This is a genomic window from Streptomyces sp. CG4 (genome assembly GCF_041080655.1).
GTDB lineage: Bacteria > Actinomycetota > Actinomycetes > Streptomycetales > Streptomycetaceae > Streptomyces.
Window position 1 is genome coordinate 7,780,952 of the sequence record NZ_CP163525.1, and the last position, 18,160, is coordinate 7,799,111.

The window sequence follows — 18,160 nt, forward strand, 5'->3', positions numbered from 1 at the left end:
CATCCGGAGCACCTTTTTCGTGAGCGAGCAGTCCCGGCGGCCGCGCAGGCCCGCCAAGCCCTACCGCCGTCCGCAGAAGGACCCCGTCCGCATCCTGGCCTTCGAGGCGCTGCGCGCGGTCGACGAGCGGGACGCGTACGCCAACCTCGTGCTGCCGCCGCTGCTGCGCAAGGCGCGCGAGAAGGAGGGACCGGAGAAGTTCGACGCACGGGACGCGGCCCTCGCCACCGAGCTGGTGTACGGCACGCTCCGCCGGCAGGGGACGTACGACGCGGTGATCGCCGCCTGTGTCGACCGGCCGCTGCGCGAGGTCGACCCGCCGGTGCTCGATGTGCTCAGCCTCGGTGTGCACCAGCTGCTCGGGACGCGGATCCCGACGCACGCCGCCGTGTCCGCCTCCGTCGAGCTGGCGCGAGTAGTGCTCGGTGACGGGCGCGCCAAGTTCGTCAACGCGGTGCTGCGCAAGGTCGCGCAGGACGATCTCGACGGCTGGCTGGAGAAGGTCGCGCCGCCGTACGACGAGGATGCCGAGGACCACCTCGCCGTCGTCCACTCGCATCCCCGCTGGGTCGTCTCCGCGCTCTGGGACTCCCTGGGCGGCGGGCGCGCCGGTATCGAGGACCTGCTGGAGGCCGACAACGAACGGCCCGAGGTGACCCTGGTCGCGCGGCCGGGGCGGGCCACCACCGAGGAGCTGCTGCGCGAGGAGGCAGCCGTGGCGGGGCGCTGGTCGCCGTACGCCGTGCGGCTCGCCGAGGGCGGTGAGCCGGGCGCGGTGCAGGCCGTCCGCGAGGGCCGGGCCGGAGTGCAGGACGAGGGCAGCCAGCTGGTCGCCCTGGCGCTCGCCAACGCGCCCATCGAGGGGTCCGACACGACATGGCTCGACGGGTGTGCCGGGCCCGGTGGCAAGGCCGCGCTGCTGGCCGCCCTCGCCGCCGAGCGGGGAGCCACGCTGCTCGCCTCCGAGAAGCAGCCGCACCGGGCGGGGCTGGTCGCCAAGGCACTGGCCGGCAATCCGGGGCCGTACCAGGTCATCGCCGCCGACGGGACCCGGCCGCCGTGGCGGCCCGGCACCTTCGACCGGGTGCTGATGGACGTGCCGTGCACCGGGCTCGGCGCGCTGCGCCGGCGCCCCGAGGCCCGCTGGCGGCGCCGCCCGGAGGATCTGGACAGCTTCGCGCCGCTGCAGCGGGCGCTGCTGCGCACCGCGCTCGACTCGGTGCGCGTCGGCGGGATCGTCGGCTACGCGACCTGCTCGCCGCACCTCGCCGAGACCCGCGCGGTCGTCGCCGACGTCCTCAAGCAGCGCCCGGAGGCGGAGCTGATCGACGCGCGTCCGCTGCTGCCGGGCGTCCCGGCGCTCGGCAACGGGCCGGACGTACAGCTGTGGCCGCATCTGCACGGCACGGACGCGATGTACCTGGCCTTGATCCGCAGAACCGGCTGAAACACCGCTGACGACAGCCAACCGAGGGGCGCGGGGAACTGCGCGTCCAGCCCCCACCGGCCCGCAGCCGACGCACGACCCCAGGCGACCGCGGTTACAGCCAAGCGCAGCGACATGGCAGGCTTGGGGCATGGCCGTGCAGATCAACCCCAGCATCCTGTCCGCCGACTTCGCTCGCCTCGCGGAGGAGGCCAAGGCGGTCCAAGGCGCCGACTGGCTCCACGTCGACGTCATGGACAACCACTTCGTCCCGAACCTCACGCTCGGCGTGCCCATCGTGGAGTCCCTGGCGCGTGCGACGGACACCCCGCTGGACTGCCACCTGATGATCGAGGACCCCGACCGCTGGGCGCCCCAGTACGTCGAGGCGGGCGCCTCCTCCGTCACGTTCCACGTGGAGGCGGCCGCCGCGCCCGTGCGGCTCGCCCGGGAGATCCGCGCCAAGGGTGCCCGTGCCTCCATGGCGCTCAAGCCGGCGACGCCGATCGAGCCGTACGAGGACCTGCTCCCGGAACTCGACATGCTGCTGATCATGACGGTCGAGCCCGGCTTCGGCGGTCAGGCGTTCCTCGACATCATGCTGCCGAAGATCCGCCGCACCCGTGAGCTGATCGGCAAGCACGGCCTGCAGCTGTGGCTCCAGGTGGACGGCGGTGTCTCGGCCTCGACGATCGAGCGGTGCGCGGACGCGGGAGCGGACGTGTTCGTGGCCGGCTCGGCCGTGTACGGGGCCGAGGACCCGGCGGAGGCGGTGCGTGCCCTGCGCACACAGGCGCAGACCGCCACCGCCAAGGCATCCTGGGCATGCGACCACTGAGCCACGGCTACGTGAACGGTTAAGTGAACGGCCCCCATCAGGGCAGATCCGTAGCGCCGAATCTGCAAGGATGAACGGCGAATCCAGAGTGTGAACAGCAGTGAGGAGATCGCCGTGTCGGGTATGTCGGCGGGCCGGTCAGCCATGCGGATGGGACCCGCTGAGCTGGTGCAGGCGGCGGCCATGGCCCGCCGCTTCTACCTCGAGGGCAAGTCCAAGATCCAGATCGCGGAGGAGTTCGGCGTCAGCCGCTTCAAGGTGGCCCGGGTCCTGGAGACGGCTCTCGAACGGGATCTCGTACGTATCGAGATCCGTGTCCCGGCCGAGCTGGACGCCGAGCGCTCCGACGCGCTCCGCGCCCGCTACGGCCTGCGGCACGCCGTGGTGGTCGAGTCCCCGGCCGAGGCCGAGGAGACCCCCGACCCCGAGAACCTCGGCGAGGTCGCCGCCGACCTGCTCGGCGAGCTCGTCAACGAAGGGGACGTGCTGGGTCTGGCCTGGGGCCGGTCCACCATCCACATGGCGGCGGCGCTCGACCGGCTGCCGCCGTGCACGGTCGTGCAGCTGACGGGTGTGTACGACGCCGGGACCTCGGAGCGCGGCTCGGTCGAGGCCGTACGCCGCGCCGCCCAGGTGTCGGGCGGCGACGCCCATCCGATCTATGCGCCGATGCTGTTGCCGGACGCGGCCACCGCGGCCGCCCTGCGCAACCAGACCGGGATCGCCCGGGCCTTCGAGTACTTCGACAAGGTCACGGTCGCCTGTGTTTCCATCGGCTCCTGGGAGCCGGGCATCTCGACGGTGCACGACATGCTCAGCGACGAGGAACGGGCGCACTACGCCTCGCTCGGCGTGGCCGCGGAGATGGCGGCGCACCTCTTCGACGCCGAGGGGCGCCGGATCGGGCGGGACCTGGGGGAGCGGTGCATCACGGTCAAGGCCGACCAACTGCGCCGGGTCCCGGAGGTCGTGGCGATCGCCGGCGGCCAGCGCAAGGCGTCCGCGATCGACGCGGTACTCCGCTCCGGCCTGGTCACCAGCCTGGTCACGGACACCTCGGCCGCGGACTACCTGATGACCGCGGGCCCCACCCCGAAGCCGGCCCTCAGCCGAGCGGACCCGGACGGCATCTGACGGGCCCCGCGCAGGGGACAGGCGGAGGGGACAGGCGGAGGGGACACGCGGAGGGGGCCTGGGGCGAGCCGCGAACCCCGCGGCGCCCCGTGGCGGTGCAGGCGGTGTGTCGGCGTGGCGGCCCGGGGGCCGGGCGGGACCCGCGGGGCGCGGCGAGTCGAGGCGGTGAGTGGGACCTGCGTGGCAGCATCGTCGGCATGCTGCCGCGGCTCATCTCCCACACGCTCAGACGGTCCCTCACGCTGCTCCACAGCGCCTGGCTGTCCGAGGCGCCGTCCCCCGCTCACGGACGGTCCCTCACCCCGCCCCGCGCCTCCGCACCGCCCCGGAAGCCGCCCCGCCTGCTCTGGGGGCTGCTGGCTGCCGTCCTCGGCGTCCTCCTCGCGGGATGTTCGTCCGGGGCCGGCCCGGGAGCCGGTGGCGGAGCCAGTGCGGGGGCGAGGTCGGCCGGTGCGCGAGTGTCCGTGCCGGCGTGGGTGCACGGGATGGGCACGGTCAGGGAGGCTCAGCTGCCGGCCGAGGCCCGTACGACGCTCGCCCGCATCGACAAGGGCGGCCCCTTCCCGTACGCCAAGGACGGCGTCGTCTTCGGGAACTTCGAAGGGCGGCTGCCCAAGCACCAGCGCGGCTACTACCACGAATACACGGTCAGGACGCCCGGCTCGCGCGACCGCGGGGCCCGGCGCATCGTCACCGGGCAGGGCGGGGAGATCTACTACACCGATGATCACTACAACACGTTCCGGGCGGTACTGAGATGAGCGAAGACCCGACGGGCACGTCGGAGCCGGCAGGGCGGCTCGTCGTCGACCTCGACCTCGACGGTGTCACCGACAAGGCCGGGCTGATGGACCGCACCGCGCGGGCGCTGGCGCTGCCCGACTGGTTCGGGCGCAACTGGGACGCGCTGGCCGACTCCCTCTCCGACCACACCGTATGGCCCGAGGGGGCCGTCGAGCAGGGGCTGCTGATCGTGGTGCGCGGCTGGCAGCCGTACGCCGAGGCGAACCCGGGGGAGTGGCGGACGGCCCAGGAGGTGTTCGGCGAGGCGGTGGACCGTACGCCCGCGCTGGCCGTCGTGCTGGCCCTGGGCGGATCGCCACTTGGAGGATCCTCCTAGGTGATCGGCCGGCACCCTGGATGTTCCGTCGGGGCGTGACAACGGCCCCGACATGGGACAATGAAGTACGTGCTCTTTCCCCCTGGCACACCTGTCCGGGGGCCACTTCTGAACGACTGGGATGAGCAGCACGTGCGTTTCCTCAATGACATCCAGCCCGCGTACGACCTGACGTACGACGACGTCTTCATGGTGCCGAGCCGCTCCGCGGTCGGTTCGCGTCAGGGCGTGGACCTCAGCTCGCCGGACGGCACGGGCACCACCATCCCGCTCGTCGTCGCCAACATGACCGCGATCGCCGGTCGCCGCATGGCCGAGACCGTGGCCCGGCGCGGTGGTCTCGTGGTGATCCCGCAGGACATTCCGATCGACGTCGTCACCGACGTCGTCTCCTGGGTGAAGAGCCGCCACCTGGTGCTCGACACGCCGATCGTGCTCGCCCCGCACCAGACCGTCGCCGACGCGCTCGCACTGCTGCCCAAGCGGGCCCACAACGCCGGTGTGGTCGTGGACGAGGAGCAGCGGCCCGTCGGCGTCGTCACCGACGCGGACCTCACCGGCGTCGACCGCTTCACGCAGCTCGAAGTGGTCATGTCCAAGGACCTCCTGCTGCTCGACGCGGACATCGACCCGCGCGAGGCCTTCAACACCCTGGACCACCACAACCGGCGCTATGCCCCGGCCGTCGACAAGGACGGCAAGCTGGCCGGCATCCTCACCCGCAAGGGCGCCCTGCGCGCCACGCTGTACACCCCGGCCGTCGACGCGCAGGGCAAGCTGCGCATCGCCGCCGCCGTCGGCATCAACGGCGACGTGGCGGGCAAGGCCAAGCAGCTGCTCGACGCGGGCGTGGACACGCTCGTCATCGACACCGCGCACGGCCACCAGGAGTCGATGATCAGCGCCATCAGGCTGGTGCGCGCCCTCGACCCGCAGGTGCCCATCGTCGCGGGCAACATCGTCTCCGCCGAGGGCGTCAAGGACCTCATCGACGCCGGTGCGGACATCATCAAGGTCGGTGTCGGCCCCGGCGCCATGTGCACCACCCGCATGATGACCGGCGTGGGCCGGCCGCAGTTCTCGGCCGTCCTGGAGTGCGCCGCCGAGGCGAAGAAGTACGGCAAGCACGTGTGGGCCGACGGTGGCGTCCGGCACCCGCGCGACGTGGCCATGGCCCTCGCGGCCGGCGCGTCCAACGTGATGGTCGGCTCCTGGTTCGCGGGCACCTACGAGTCGCCGGGCGACCTCCAGCACGACGCCAACGGGCGTGCCTACAAGGAGTCCTTCGGCATGGCGTCCGCGCGCGCGGTGGCCAACCGCACGTCCGAGGAGTCCGCGTACGACCGTGCCCGCAAGGCGCTGTTCGAGGAGGGCATCTCCACCTCCCGCATGTTCCTCGACCCGACCCGCCCGGGCGTCGAGGACCTGATCGACTCGGTCATCGCGGGCGTCCGCTCCTCCTGCACCTACGCGGGTGCCGGTTCCCTGGAGGAGTTCGCCGAGAAGGCCATCGTCGGCATCCAGAGCGCCGCCGGCTACGCCGAGGGCAAGCCGCTGCACGCCAGCTGGAGCTGACCGGCGAAACGTCGTCCGGTACGGCCCCTGTTCCTCCCCGAGCGGGAGGGGCGGGGGCCGTCCGCGTTTCCGGGCCCCCGGATGTCTGGATATCCGGACGGCCTCCCTCGCCCCCCAAATGGTCGGGACGAAGGCGGCGGTGAGGATGCTGCGCAACGGTTGTCAGCCCGCGCGCAACGATTTGTCAATCCGGTGCGAGGAACGCAATGATCATGCGGGGACGCGCAAGGTTGCTGCATTACGCCCGTGAAGGCCTGACTCATAGGGTGCTCGTCTGTACGTGGCGTGGCGGGGACTCCGCTCGGTGGGTTCCTGTCCTCGCAGGGCTGCCACCGGTCCCCGTCCGCAATGACCGGCAGGATTAAGGAGCCAGCGCGTGCTCGACCAAGGCGCACCCCCGCACGACCGCACAGCGACCGCCCCCGCGTCCCCGGGCCTCGCCGCGCGCCTCATGCGGCGTAAGCCCGTGGAACGCCTGGTCGCGGAGGGCGGCCAGGGCGAGGGAGGCTCGCTGCGGCGCTCCCTCGGGCTGTGGCAGCTGACCATGATCAGCATCGGTGCCACGCTCGGCACCGGCATCTTCGTCGTCCTCGGCCAGGCCGTCCCCAAGGCGGGCCCGGCCGTCACGCTCGCCTTCGTGATCGCCGGTCTCACCGCGCTGTTCTCGGCCCTGTCCTACGCCGAGCTGGCGGGCACCATCCCGGTCTCCGGCTCCTCGTACTCGTACGCATACGCAACGATGGGCGAGCTGATCGCGTGGATCTGCGGCTGGTGTCTGCTGCTGGAGTACGGCGTCTCGGTGGCCGCCGTGGCCGTCGGCTGGGGCGAGTACCTGAATGAGCTGCTCGACGGCACGATAGGCGTGACCATCCCGACGGCCCTGTCGGCTCCACCCGGCGACGGCGGCATCTTCAACCTGCCCGCCCTGATCGTCGTGATCCTCGCGATGGTGTTCCTGCTCGGCGGCGCCCGGGAGTCCGCGCGGGCCAACACCATCATGGTGTGCGTGAAGATCGGCGCGCTGATCCTGTTCTGTGCCATCGGCTTCGCGGGCTTCAAGTCCGGCAACTACGCGCACTTCATGCCGCTCGGCATGGCGGGCGTCAGCGGCGCCGCCGGCACGCTGTTCTTCTCCTACATCGGCTTCGACGCCGCCTCCACCGCCGGTGAGGAGGCGAAGAACGCCCAGCGCGACCTGCCCCGCGCGATCATGCTGTCCCTGGTCATCGTGACCGCCCTGTACGTGCTGGTCGCCGCCGTCGCCGTGGGCGCCAAGCCGTGGCGGACCTTCAACGGCTCCGAGGCCGCGCTCACCGAGATCATGAAGAACGTCACCGGGCAGAGCTTCTGGGGCACCCTGCTGGCCGCCTGTGCCGTCATCGCCATCGCGAGCGTCGTCCTGACCGTGGTCTACGGCCAGACCCGCATCCTGTTCGCCATGTCCCGCGACGGCCTGGTGCCCAAGATCTTCTCCAAGGTCCACCCGAGGACCGGCGCGCCCCGCGCCAACACGGTGATCGTCTCCCTGTTCTGCGGTGTCCTCGCCGCCGCGATCCCGCTGGGTCAGCTGGCGGACGCCACCAGCATCGGCACGCTGTTCGCCTTCGCGCTGGTCAACGTGGCGGTCGTGGTGCTGCGCCGGACGCGCCCGCACATGCACCGCACCTTCCGCGTCCCGCTGTCGCCGGTGCTGCCCGTGCTGGGCTTCGCCTTCTGCGTCTGGATGATGGGCAGCCTGTCGGCCGTCACGTGGATCGTGTTCGGTGTCTGGATGGCTGTCGGGCTCGTGTTCTACTTCGTATACGGCTATCGCCGTTCCCGTCTCGCGGCCGCCGAGGATCTCGCGGTGACGGCAGAGAAGTGACCGAACCGAAGAAGTGAACCACCCGCTGTGCTGAACGATCTCGACGAACGCATCGTGCACGCCCTCGCCGAGGACGCCCGCCGCTCCTATGCGGACATCGGGCAGATGGTCGGACTGTCCGCGCCCGCGGTGAAGCGGCGCGTGGACCGGCTGCGCGCCACCGGAGCGATCACCGGATTCACCGTCCGGGTGGATCCGGCGGCGCTCGGCTGGGAGACCGAGGGGTACATCGAGATCCACTGCCGCCGAAACACCTCGCCGGAGACCATTCAGCGGGGGCTGGAGCGCTATCAGGAGGTCGTGGCCGCGTCGACCGTCACCGGCGACGCGGATGCGATCGCGCAGGTCTTCGCGTCCGACATGCGGCACTTCGAGCGAGTGCTGGAGCGGATCGCCGGGGAGCCGTTCGTGGAACGGACCAAGTCGGTGCTGGTGCTTTCGCCGTTGCTGCGCCGCTTCTCTTCGGGGGCGCCGGGGTAGAACTCGGGGGGCTTTCACCGTCGCCGGGTGCGGGTGGTCTGTGGCTGATCGCGCAGTTCCCCGCGCCCCTTTCAGGCATGCTGGACTGCAGCATCCTCAGGGGCGCGGGGAACTGCGCGAGAAACCACGACGCACCCGCACCCGGCGACGGCGCATGCGCCCCGAGCTCTACTCCGCCGTCTTCCGCGCCAGCGAGTTGCTGCCGATGGAGTTCCGCACGCTGAAGCTCACCGCGTCCGAGCGGTACCGGTCGTCCGACCACTCCACCGGCCGTCCTTCACGCGTCGTCGTCACCCGCCGCACCCGCAGCAGCGGACTCGTCCGGCGGACCCCCAGCAACTCGGCGTCCTGTGCGCCGCAGGCGACCGCGTCGATGATGTGCTCCCCGTACGCGAAGACCAGTCCGGTGTCGTCGTACAACCGCTGTGTGACCGACGGACACTCCGGCTCGATCGACTCCACCGCCGGGGAGATCCAGTCGGCGTACACGGTGCGCTCCAGCAGTACCGGTTCGCCGTCCAGGCCGCGGACCCGGAGTACGTGCAACACCGGTGTTCCAATGGGGAGTTGGAGGCGGGCGGCGTCCTCGTGGGTCGCCGGCCGGTACTCCTGGCTCACCACGTGGCCGGTGGCCTCGCGGCCCATCGCGCGGGCCCACTGGGCGAAGCTGCGCAGTTCCTCGAAGCTCTGGCTGCGCCGGCTGGCGAGCACGACGCGCCGGGCGCCCTGGCGGGAGCCGATCAGTCCCTCGGAGGTGAGGGTCGCGACGGCCTGGCGGACCGTGCCGCGTGAGACGCCGTAGTGCGTCGCGAGTTCCGCCTCCGAGGGCAGGCGGCTGCCGACCGTGTACTCCTCGCGGTCGATCGCCCGCCGCAGTTCGTCGGCGATCTCCTCGTGTCGCGCCGTCATGCTTCCCCTCTGCTCAGGTCACTGTGCACAGCGTGACCAGCGTAATCGACACGCCTTGGTGATCCGTGTCAGTCGGAAGTGTGCAGGGAATCAGGGCCTGGAGTTTCGCCGGTGTTTACGGTCAGGACACCCGGGACCGGCGTACTGAGGCCAACTTGTTCAGACAAGTTCCCCACCCTCCTTCATGCGTCCCCCTGGAGAGACCGTGATTGTGTCCCTGCCGAGAAACGCCGTGCTCGGCGGCTCCCTCGCCGTCGTCGCCGCGCTCGCGCTGAGCGCCTGCGGCGCCGCCCCCGACAACGCGTCCGCCAAGACCAAGGACGGCAAGAGCGCCGCCACCGCCACCTCCGCAGCCGACTTCGGCGGCATGGACGCCCTCGTGAAGGCGGCCAAGAAGGAGGGCACGCTGCACATCATCGCGGTGCCCCGCGACTGGGCCAACTACGGTGCCATCATCGACGGTTTCCAGAAGAAGTACGGCATCAAGATCCAGGACGAGAGCCCCGACGGCACCAGCCAGGACGAGATCAACGCCGTCACCTCGCGCAAGGGCCAGGACCGCACCCCCGACGTCCTCGACCTCGGCTCCTCCTTCGCACTGAGCGCCGCCCAGCAGGGCCTGCTCGCGCCGTACAAGGTCGCCTCCTACGGCGACATCCCCGAGGCCCAGAAGGACCCGCAGGCCCGCTGGTACAACGACTACGGCGGCTACATCTCCATCGGCTGCGACGACAAGCGCGTCAAGGAGTGCCCGACCAGCTTCAAGGACCTGCTCAAGCCCGAGTACAAGGGCCAGGTCGCCCTCAACGGCAACCCCACCAAGTCCGGCTCCGCCTTCGGCGGCGTCTACGCGGCGGCCCTCGCGGACGGCGGCTCCTTCGACAACATCCAGCCCGGCCTGGACTTCTTCGCCAAGCTGAAGAAGAGCGGCAACTACACGCCCGTCGAGTCCACCCCGGCCACCGTCGAGAAGGGCGAGACGCCCATCTCCATCGACTGGGACTACCTGAACGCCGGCTACGCCGACGAGTTCAAGTCCAAGGGCCTGGACTGGAAGGTGAACATCCCGGCCGACGGCCAGTACGCCCAGTACTACTCCCAGGCCATCAACAAGGACGCTCCGCACCCGGCGGCCGCCCGCCTGTGGCAGGAGTACCTCTACAGCGCCGAGGGCCAGAACCTGTGGCTCAAGGGCTACGCCCGCCCGGCCCTGATGGCCACCCTGGACAAGGCCGGCACGCTCGACAAGACCGCCGCCGCCAAGCTCCCGAAGGTCACCGGCACGCCCTCCTTCCCGACCGAGGACCAGCAGAGCAAGGCCAAGACGGCCATCGCGACGGGCTGGCAGAAGGCCGTCTCCGGATGACCGCCGCTCTCCCGCGTGCGGACGTGGCGCCCGTCGCTTCGGCGAAGCGGCGGCGCCGCGCCCCCGGCTGGCTGGCGGTCGTACCGCTGCTGGTCTTCGTCGCCATCGCCTTCGGCCTGCCGGCCGTGGCCATCGTGAACGGCGCCTTCTCGGTCGACGACGCCACCACGGGCGCCACGACCTACACCGGCGCCAACATGACGGCCTCGCTCAAGGGCCCGTACCTCACCGCCCTGCTCGGCAGCGTCAAGCTGTCCGCGATCTCCGCCGCGCTCGGCGCCCTGCTCGGGCTGCCGCTCGCGCAGGCCGTGGTCAGCTCCCGCTCCCGCTGGCTGCGCGAGGCCGTGCTGACCGCCTCCGGTGTGCTCGCCAACTTCGGCGGCGTCCCGCTGGCCTTCGCCTTCGTCGCCACCCTCGGCAACGCGGGCGTCCTCACCGTGCACCTCGGCCTGAAGGACAGCGGCTGGGACCTCTACAGCTTCTGGGGCCTGGTCCTCGTCTACCTGTACTTCCTCATTCCGCTCATGGTCCTCACCATCACCCCCGCGCTGGACGGCCTGCGCGCACAGTGGCGCGAGGCCGCGCTGAACAACGGCGCCACCGGCGTGCAGTACTGGCGGCACGTGGCCCTGCCCGTGCTCGCGCCCTCGCTGCTCGGCGGCCTGGTCCTGCTGTTCGGCAGCGCCTTCGCGGCCTACGCCACCGCCGCCGCCATGGTTGGCAGCGCGGTCCCGCTGGTCACCCTGCAGATCGCCGACGCCCTGTCCGGCAACGTCCTGGTCGGCCAGGAGAACGTCGCCCTCGCCCTCAGCCTCGACATGGTCCTGGTGGCGGGCCTGGTGATGGCCGTGTACCTGCCCCTTCAGCGACGGAGTGCCCGATGGCTCGACGCCTGACCCCGTGGCGGTGGGTCGTCCTCGGCCTCGCCGCCCTGTACTTCCTGGTGCCGCTCGCCGCCTCCGTGATCTTCACGGTGGACGTGCCCGGCCAGGGCGTCACCTTCGACGCCTACACGAAGATCCTCTCCGCCGACGGCTTCCTCTCCAGCCTGCTGCTCTCGCTGGAGCTGGCCGTCGCCACCATCGCGGCCGTCCTGCTGCTGATGGTGCCCGCCGTGGTCGCGCTGCGGCTCGGCGCGCCCCGGCTGCGCCCGGTGGTGGAAGTGGTCTGCTCGCTGCCGCTGGTGGTACCGCCCATCGCGTTCGTCGCCGGTATCGCCAGTGTGCTGAAGTGGGGCCCTGAGCATCTCTCCCGGACACCGCTGTTCGAGACGTTCGTGGTGATCCAGAACCAGAACTTCCCCGTCGTACTGGTCCTCGCCTACGTCGTGATGGCCCTGCCGTTCGTCTACCGGGCCCTGGACGCCGGCCTGCGCGCCATGGACGTACGCACCCTCGTCGAGGCCGCCCGCAGCTGCGGCGCCTCCTGGCCGCAGGCCCTTCTGCAGGCCGTCCTGCCCAATCTGCGCGGGGCTCTGCTGAACGCGTCCTTCCTCACGCTGGCCCTGGTCCTCGGCGAGTTCACGGTCTCCCATCTGCTCGGCTACGCGCCCTTTGCCGTATGGATCTACAACGTCGGCGGCGAACAGGCCCAGATGTCCGTCGCCGTGTCCGTGCTCAGCCTGCTCGTCACCTGGGCCCTGCTCCTCGCGCTCGCCGGTGCCGGCGGCGGACGCAACCGAACCGCTTCTTCCCGGGGATGACCACCATGACCGCCACCCTGACCGAGACACTTGAAAAGGCCGCGACCGTCGAATTCCGCGGGCTCCGGCGGGAGTTCGGGGCCACCGTCGCCCTCGACGGACTCGACCTCACCGTCCGCCCCGGAGAGTTCCTGGCCCTGCTCGGCCCGTCCGGCTGCGGCAAGACCACCGCGCTGCGCATGCTCGCCGGGTTCGAACACCCCGACTCCGGCGCGGTGCTGGTCGACGGCGAGGACGTCACGCACGTACCGGCCCACCGCCGTGACGCCGGCATGGTCTTCCAGTCGTACAGCCTCTTCCCGCACCTGAACGCCGTGGACAACGTCGCCTTCGGGCTGCGCATGCGCGGGGTCCGCACGACCGAACGGCGCGCCCGAGCCACCGAGTTGCTGGACCTGGTCGGCCTCGCCGACAAGGGCGAGCGCTACCCGCACCAGCTCTCCGGCGGCCAGCAGCAGCGCATCGCGCTGGCCCGCGCCCTGGCCCTGCGCCCGCGCGTGCTGCTGCTCGACGAGCCGCTGTCCGCGCTGGACGCCAAGGTGCGGCTCACCCTGCGCGAGGAGATCCGCCGCCTCCAGCAGGAACTGGGCATCACCACCCTCTTCGTGACGCATGATCAGGAGGAAGCCCTGTCGGTTGCCGACCGGGTCGCCGTCATGCGCGCCGGACGCCTCGAACAGTGCGCCGAACCCGCCGAGCTGTACGGCCGTCCCGCCACCGCCTTCGTCGCCGAGTTCGTCGGCACCATGAGCCGGATCCCGGGCGAGCTGACGGACGGCACGGTCCAGGTGCTCGGGCAGCGGCTGCCGGCCGACGGCGAGGTGCCGGACGGCGCCGTGGACGTGCTGGTGCGGCCCGAGGCCCTCCGGGTGAGCGCCGACGAACAGGGCACCGCCCGCGTCGTCGCCACCGCCTTCCTCGGCGCGGTCGTCCGGGTCACCGTGCGACTCGCCGACGGCACCGAGGCCAAGGCCGACCTGCCCGCGCACGAGGCCACCGGGCTCGGCGCCGGAACCGCCGTCGACGTGTCGCTGCCCGAACGGCCGGTGCTCGTGGCCGAACGTATCCAGAAGTGAGGAATTTCCCGAACGTGACCCCCCACACCCCCCAACACCCGCTGCAGGCAGTCCTGTTCGACATGGACGGCACGCTCGTCGACACCGAGCGGCTGTGGTGGGAGGCGGTCGAGCAGGTCGCCGGGCGCCCGCTGACCGAGGACGACCAGCCGGACGTGCTCGGCCGCCCGGTCGAGCACACCGCCGCCTGGCTCGCCGCGGCGACGGCCCGCCCGGCGGCGGACCTCGCGGCCGAGCTGCACCGCGAGTTCGCCGACCGCGTCCGCACCGGGATCGTGCCCCGGCCCGGCGCACTGGACCTGCTGGACGCGCTGGCCGCCGCCGGCATCCCGGCCGCCCTGGTCACCGCGTCCCCGCGCGCGGTCGCCGACGTCGTCCTCGACGCCCTCGGCGCCGACCGGTTCGCGGTCTCCGTCACCGCCGACGACACCGCCCGCACCAAGCCGGCCCCCGACCCCTACCGGGCCGCCTGCCGTGCCCTCGGCGTCGACCCCGCCGCCTGTGTGGCCGTCGAGGACACCGAGACCGGCGTCGCCTCCGCCGAGGCCGCCGGCTGCGCCGTCCTCGCCGTACCGTCCCTCGCACCGATCGGCACCGCGCCCGGCCGGACCGTACGGGACAGCCTCACCGGCGTCACGGTCCAGGAGCTGCGGCAGATGGTCGCGCCCGAACTCCGCGTCATGAGCTGGAACCTGTGGCTGGGCGGCAGCGAGGTCGACGACCACCGCGCCAAGCAGCTCAAGGCCATCCTGGAGAGCGGCGCCGACGTCGTGGGCCTCCAGGAGACGGGGGGCACATCCGCCCAGGAGCTGGCCGAGGCGCTCGGCTGGCACCACCACCGGGCCGGCGAGAACCTCGGCGTGATCAGCCGTCATCCGATCACCGCCCGCTTCGGCGACCCGGACGTCGGCTTCTACGGCGCCGCGGGCGTCCGGATCGCCGTGGCGCCCGGCCGCGAGGTCGACGTGTGGACCGCGCATCTGCACTACACGCCGTACGGCCCCTACGAGTCCGCCTTCGACGGGCTGCCGGCGCCGGAGCTGATCGCCCACGAGGAGCTGCGGCTGACCCAGATGCGGGACGCGCTGGACCGCATCGCCGGGTCCTCGGCCGGGGGTGTCCCGGTCGTCCTCGTCGGTGACTTCAACTGCCCCTCGCACCTGGACTGGCCGGACGTGGCCTGGCCGGTGACGAAGGCCGCCGAGGACGCGGGCTTCGCCGACTCCTACCGCGAGGCCCATCCGGACCCCGTCGCCGAGCCCGGCCACACCTGGTCGCCGATCCACCCGGTGCACGAGGACGGCAGCGGGCGGCCCGAGCCGCAGGACCGGATCGACTACGTCCTGCACCGGGGCCTGACCGTCCGGGACGCGCGGACCCTCGTCACGGGCACCCCGCGCCCCTGGCCGGACGTCGCGGACAACGACTGGCCCTCCGACCACGCGGCGGTCGTCACGACCTTTGTGCTGCCTGCGCGGTGATCGGGCTGCCTGCGCGGTGATCGGGCCGGCTGCGCGGTGACCCCGGGTTACCGCAGGTCACCATTGCGGTCCGGGGTGACCATCCCGTAGGTTGTGCCGCGCTCATTGCCCACTACTGACTGGTAACACCGGCAGGTACTTCATGCGCTGGCCCCTCGGCCGTCCCACCACCGTCCGCGCGCGGATCGTGGCGCTCGCGCTCGCCCCGGCCGTCGCGTTGATGGGGCTGTGGAGCTTCGCCATGTGGTCCGTCACCGGCGAACTGCGCGCGCTGATCCGGGTCCAGGGGGTGTACGAGGACTTCGGCACCCCCGTGGACACCGCGATCGGGCAGATCCAGATCGAGCGCCGGATGTCCGCCGCCTACCTGGGCGCCCCGCTCGACACGGCCACCGCGAGCGACCTGCTCGGGCAGCAACGCCGTACCGACCAGGCCGTCGACGCCCTGCGGCAGGCGGTCCAGCACGGCGACCGCGGCCGGCTCACGGACCGTCAGCGGCAGTCGCTGGACACCATGGTCACCGCCACCGGCAAACTGGACGACCTGCGTGCGCAGGTGCTGTCCCGGCACATCACCTGGGACCGGGCCGTGGACGACTACAGCGCGCTCGTGGAGCCCGGCTTCGACGTGCAGTCCACGCTCACCGCCCTCCAGGCCGGACAGCTCGCCCGTGAGGCACAGGTCGTCATCGAGCTGGTGCGGGTGCGGGAGTTCGTCTCGCGGGAGGACGCACTGGTCGCCGGGGCGCGCGCGGCCGGCACGCTGACCGACCGGCAGTACGACAGGCTGACCGCGACCATCGAGGACCGGCGGGTGTTCGAGCGGACGTATGTGCCGGACCTGCCCGCCGACTCGCGGGGGCTGTTCGAGGGCTTCCAGCGCGGCGGCCTGTACGGCTCGCTGGTGCACGGCGAGGACGCGCTGCTGCGGGCCGGCGCCGTCGGCGCCGGGAAGGCCGTCGCGGCGAACACCTGGCGGTCCACCACCGACCGGGCTGTCGTCCGCTACCGGGAACTGTGCACCACGTCCGCCGAGAACTCCGCCGCCCGCGGCCGGGCCTTCGCCTACCGGGAGCTGACCAAGGCGGCCGTCGTCGGCGGTGCGGGCCTCGCCGCGGCCGGGCTGTCACTGTGGTTCGCGGTGCGCGGGGCCCGGCGCATCTCGCGGCGCCTGGAGACCCTGCGGGACGCGGCCGACGTCCTGACGAGGGAACAACTGCCCGACGTCATGCGCAGGCTGAGCGCCGGGGACGAGGTGGACGCAGCTGTCGAGGCGCCGCCGGTGGCCGCCGACGAGGTGCGCGACGACGAGATCGCCCAGGTCGGCCGGTCCTTCAACGCCGCGCGGCTCGCCGCCGTCGAGGCCGCCGTCATCCAGGCCGGCCTGCGCCGGGGCCTGTTCGCGGTGCTGCTCAACATCGCCCGCCGCAACCAGGCTCTCGTGCACCGGCAGTTGAAGCTGGTCGACACCCTGGAACGGCGCACGGACGACCCCGACGTGCTGCGCGAGCTGTTCCGCATCGACCACCTCACCACGCGCATGCGCCGGCACGCGGAGAGCCTCATCATCCTCTCCGGCGCGGCACCCGGCCGGCGCTGGCGCCGGCCCGTGCCGGTCGCGGACGTGGTCGCCTCGGCCGTCAGCGAGATCGAGGACTACGCGCGCGTGGTCGTGCCGCCGATGCCCGAGGTCGGCGTCGCGGCCGACGCCGTCGCCGACGTCGTCCATCTGCTGGCCGAACTCCTGGAGAACGCCACGGTGTTCTCACCGCCGCACACCCAGGTCACCCTGCGCACCGGGCGCGTCGGCAGCGGGTTCGTGCTGGAGATCGACGACCGGGGGCTCGGCCTCGACACCGACGCGCGCGTGCGGGCCCACGCCACCCTCACCGACCCCGACGCCTTCGACCCCACCCGCCACGACCGGCTGGGCCTCTACGTCGTCGGCCGTCTCGCCGCCCGGCACGGCATCGAGGTGAGCCTCGGGGACTCCCCGTACGGCGGTACGACGGCGGTGGTACTGCTGCCGGAGGGGGTGCTGGCGGAAGTGGAGCGGCCGGCGCCCGGGCAGGTGGCACCGGTGCCGCTGCTGCCCGAGCGGACGGTGCGGGAGCCGGTGACGCCCGAGTCGGCGGTGCCTGGGCAGCGTGAACAGGGGTCTGCCGTACGCGAGTTGCCGTCCCGGCGACGATCCGCCGCGCCGCGCGAACCGCACAGCGAGCCCGCGGCGGAACCGCCCGCGCGGAACCGTCTCGCCTCCGTGCCCGCGCCCGACGCGGGCGCCGCACCCGAGCCGTCGACAGGGGAGCCGTCGACAGGGGAGCGGCCGTCCTCCTCGCCCGCACTGCCCACCCGGATCCGGCAGGCCTCTCTGGCACCGGAGTTGCGGGACGAGCCGCCCACTCGCGAGAGCGGCACCGGGACGGAGGTCGACGCCGAGGAGATGCGGGCGATCTTCGGCGCCTTCCAGCGCGGCCTGGACCGCGGCCGCAGAGGCCTGCCGACGACCGGCACCACGAAGCCGACGTCACAGCAAACCCCCAGGGACGCGGGCGACGGCGCGGCCGGCCCCGACACACCCGCACCCGACGACGCGCCGGCACCTGCACTCGACGACGCACCGGTACTCGCGCCCGACGACGCGCCGGCATCCGCACCCCACCACGCCCCCGCCCCCGACCGCGCGGCCCGCCCGATCCCCGACACCGAAGCTGACACCGTGACCACCCAAGCCCACGAAGGGACGGACACCGACGATGCCCGGTGACGAAGACAGGCCCGAGCAGTCCGCCGAGCCCGGCGGAGCGTTCGGCTGGCTGCTGGACGACCTCGTGGCCCGTACCGACCACGTCCGCCAGGCCGTGCTGCTGACCGCCGACGGCCTGCCGCTCAGCAGCTCGGACGGGATGCGCCGACAGGACATCGAGCATCTGGCCGCCGTCTGCTCCGGCTTTCACAGCCTGGCCCGCTCGGCGGGCGAGCGGTTCGCCGCGGGCGAGGTGCGGCAGACCATGGTCATGCTCGACGACGCCTACCTCTTCATCACCCCGGCCGGCCACGGCAGCCGCCTCGCCGTGCTCAGCGAGGCCGGTACCGACGTCGGGCAGCTCGCCCACGAGATGGCCCTGCTCGTCCGCCGCCTCGGCCGCCACCTGGACGCGGCCGCCCGCACGACCAGATGATCCCGCG

The 18,160-nt window shown here is 72.2% G+C and carries 16 protein-coding genes; 15 read left to right on the top strand and 1 reads right to left on the bottom strand.

The genetic code is table 11. The annotated features are described in order from the left end of the window. Positions 1–19 precede the first annotated feature (19 nt). From AB5L52_RS35605 to AB5L52_RS35640, 8 genes are all read left to right on the top strand, one after another. Positions 20–1,447 carry a transcription antitermination factor NusB gene (locus tag AB5L52_RS35605; RefSeq protein WP_351028370.1) on the top strand — a complete coding sequence of 476 codons (1,428 nt, stop codon included), beginning with the start codon at positions 20–22 and terminating at the stop codon, positions 1,445–1,447. Between the two features lie 130 nt (positions 1,448–1,577). Then, on the top strand, positions 1,578–2,264 hold the full coding sequence (gene rpe, locus AB5L52_RS35610) for a ribulose-phosphate 3-epimerase (protein WP_369367659.1): 687 nt from the start codon (positions 1,578–1,580) through the stop codon (positions 2,262–2,264). A gap of 90 nt (positions 2,265–2,354) precedes the next feature. Next, positions 2,355–3,398, top strand: coding sequence for a sugar-binding transcriptional regulator (locus tag AB5L52_RS35615; protein WP_023552123.1), 1,044 nt, complete (start codon positions 2,355–2,357; stop codon positions 3,396–3,398). A gap of 341 nt (positions 3,399–3,739) precedes the next feature. Next, positions 3,740–4,159, top strand: a complete 420-nt coding sequence (locus AB5L52_RS35620; RefSeq protein WP_351028471.1) for a ribonuclease — start codon at positions 3,740–3,742, stop codon at positions 4,157–4,159. Further along, the gene (locus tag AB5L52_RS35625; RefSeq protein ID WP_351028363.1) at positions 4,156–4,518 is read left to right on the top strand and encodes a barstar family protein; all 363 of its coding nucleotides are present in this window, start codon (positions 4,156–4,158) and stop codon (positions 4,516–4,518) included. The genes AB5L52_RS35620 and AB5L52_RS35625 overlap by 4 nt, the downstream gene beginning before the upstream one ends. A 132-nt stretch (positions 4,519–4,650) precedes the next feature. Further along, positions 4,651–6,093, top strand: coding sequence for a GuaB1 family IMP dehydrogenase-related protein (locus AB5L52_RS35630; protein ID WP_351028360.1), 1,443 nt, complete (start codon positions 4,651–4,653; stop codon positions 6,091–6,093). A gap of 376 nt (positions 6,094–6,469) precedes the next feature. Then, a complete protein-coding gene (locus tag AB5L52_RS35635; protein ID WP_369367660.1) occupies positions 6,470–7,957 on the top strand; it encodes an amino acid permease in 1,488 nt (495 codons plus the stop codon). Positions 7,958–7,984: 27 nt separating this feature from the next. Then, positions 7,985–8,437: an Lrp/AsnC family transcriptional regulator gene (locus AB5L52_RS35640; RefSeq protein WP_189951605.1), complete on the top strand. Its 453-nt coding sequence runs from the start codon at positions 7,985–7,987 to the stop codon at positions 8,435–8,437. A gap of 168 nt (positions 8,438–8,605) precedes the next feature. On the opposite strand, the gene AB5L52_RS35645 is transcribed toward AB5L52_RS35640, so the two are convergent. Next, positions 8,606–9,346, bottom strand: coding sequence for a GntR family transcriptional regulator (locus AB5L52_RS35645; protein WP_369367661.1), 741 nt, complete (start codon positions 9,344–9,346; stop codon positions 8,606–8,608). A gap of 205 nt (positions 9,347–9,551) precedes the next feature. Between AB5L52_RS35645 and AB5L52_RS35650 the strand changes: the two genes are divergently transcribed. The 7 genes from AB5L52_RS35650 to AB5L52_RS35680 all read left to right on the top strand — a co-directional run bounded on the left by AB5L52_RS35650 (position 9,552) and on the right by AB5L52_RS35680 (position 18,153). After that, positions 9,552–10,712 (top strand): ABC transporter substrate-binding protein, encoded by a 1,161-nt coding sequence (locus AB5L52_RS35650; RefSeq protein ID WP_369367662.1) that lies wholly within the window; start codon positions 9,552–9,554, stop codon positions 10,710–10,712. Beyond that, positions 10,709–11,608 carry an ABC transporter permease subunit gene (locus tag AB5L52_RS35655; protein ID WP_351028351.1) on the top strand — a complete coding sequence of 300 codons (900 nt, stop codon included), beginning with the start codon at positions 10,709–10,711 and terminating at the stop codon, positions 11,606–11,608. The genes AB5L52_RS35650 and AB5L52_RS35655 overlap by 4 nt, the downstream gene beginning before the upstream one ends. Beyond that, the gene (locus tag AB5L52_RS35660) at positions 11,593–12,414 is read left to right on the top strand and encodes an ABC transporter permease subunit (RefSeq protein WP_351028349.1); all 822 of its coding nucleotides are present in this window, start codon (positions 11,593–11,595) and stop codon (positions 12,412–12,414) included. Before AB5L52_RS35655 ends, AB5L52_RS35660 begins: the two co-directional genes overlap by 16 nt. Then, positions 12,411–13,490, top strand: coding sequence for an ABC transporter ATP-binding protein (locus AB5L52_RS35665; RefSeq protein ID WP_351028347.1), 1,080 nt, complete (start codon positions 12,411–12,413; stop codon positions 13,488–13,490). The genes AB5L52_RS35660 and AB5L52_RS35665 overlap by 4 nt, the downstream gene beginning before the upstream one ends. A gap of 14 nt (positions 13,491–13,504) precedes the next feature. After that, a complete protein-coding gene (locus AB5L52_RS35670) occupies positions 13,505–14,971 on the top strand; it encodes an HAD-IA family hydrolase (RefSeq protein WP_369367663.1) in 1,467 nt (488 codons plus the stop codon). A gap of 142 nt (positions 14,972–15,113) precedes the next feature. Further along, positions 15,114–17,738: a nitrate- and nitrite sensing domain-containing protein gene (locus AB5L52_RS35675; RefSeq protein ID WP_369367664.1), complete on the top strand. Its 2,625-nt coding sequence runs from the start codon at positions 15,114–15,116 to the stop codon at positions 17,736–17,738. Next, positions 17,728–18,153 carry a roadblock/LC7 domain-containing protein gene (locus AB5L52_RS35680; protein ID WP_351028338.1) on the top strand — a complete coding sequence of 142 codons (426 nt, stop codon included), beginning with the start codon at positions 17,728–17,730 and terminating at the stop codon, positions 18,151–18,153. Before AB5L52_RS35675 ends, AB5L52_RS35680 begins: the two co-directional genes overlap by 11 nt. The last annotated feature ends 7 nt before the right edge of the window (positions 18,154–18,160 follow it).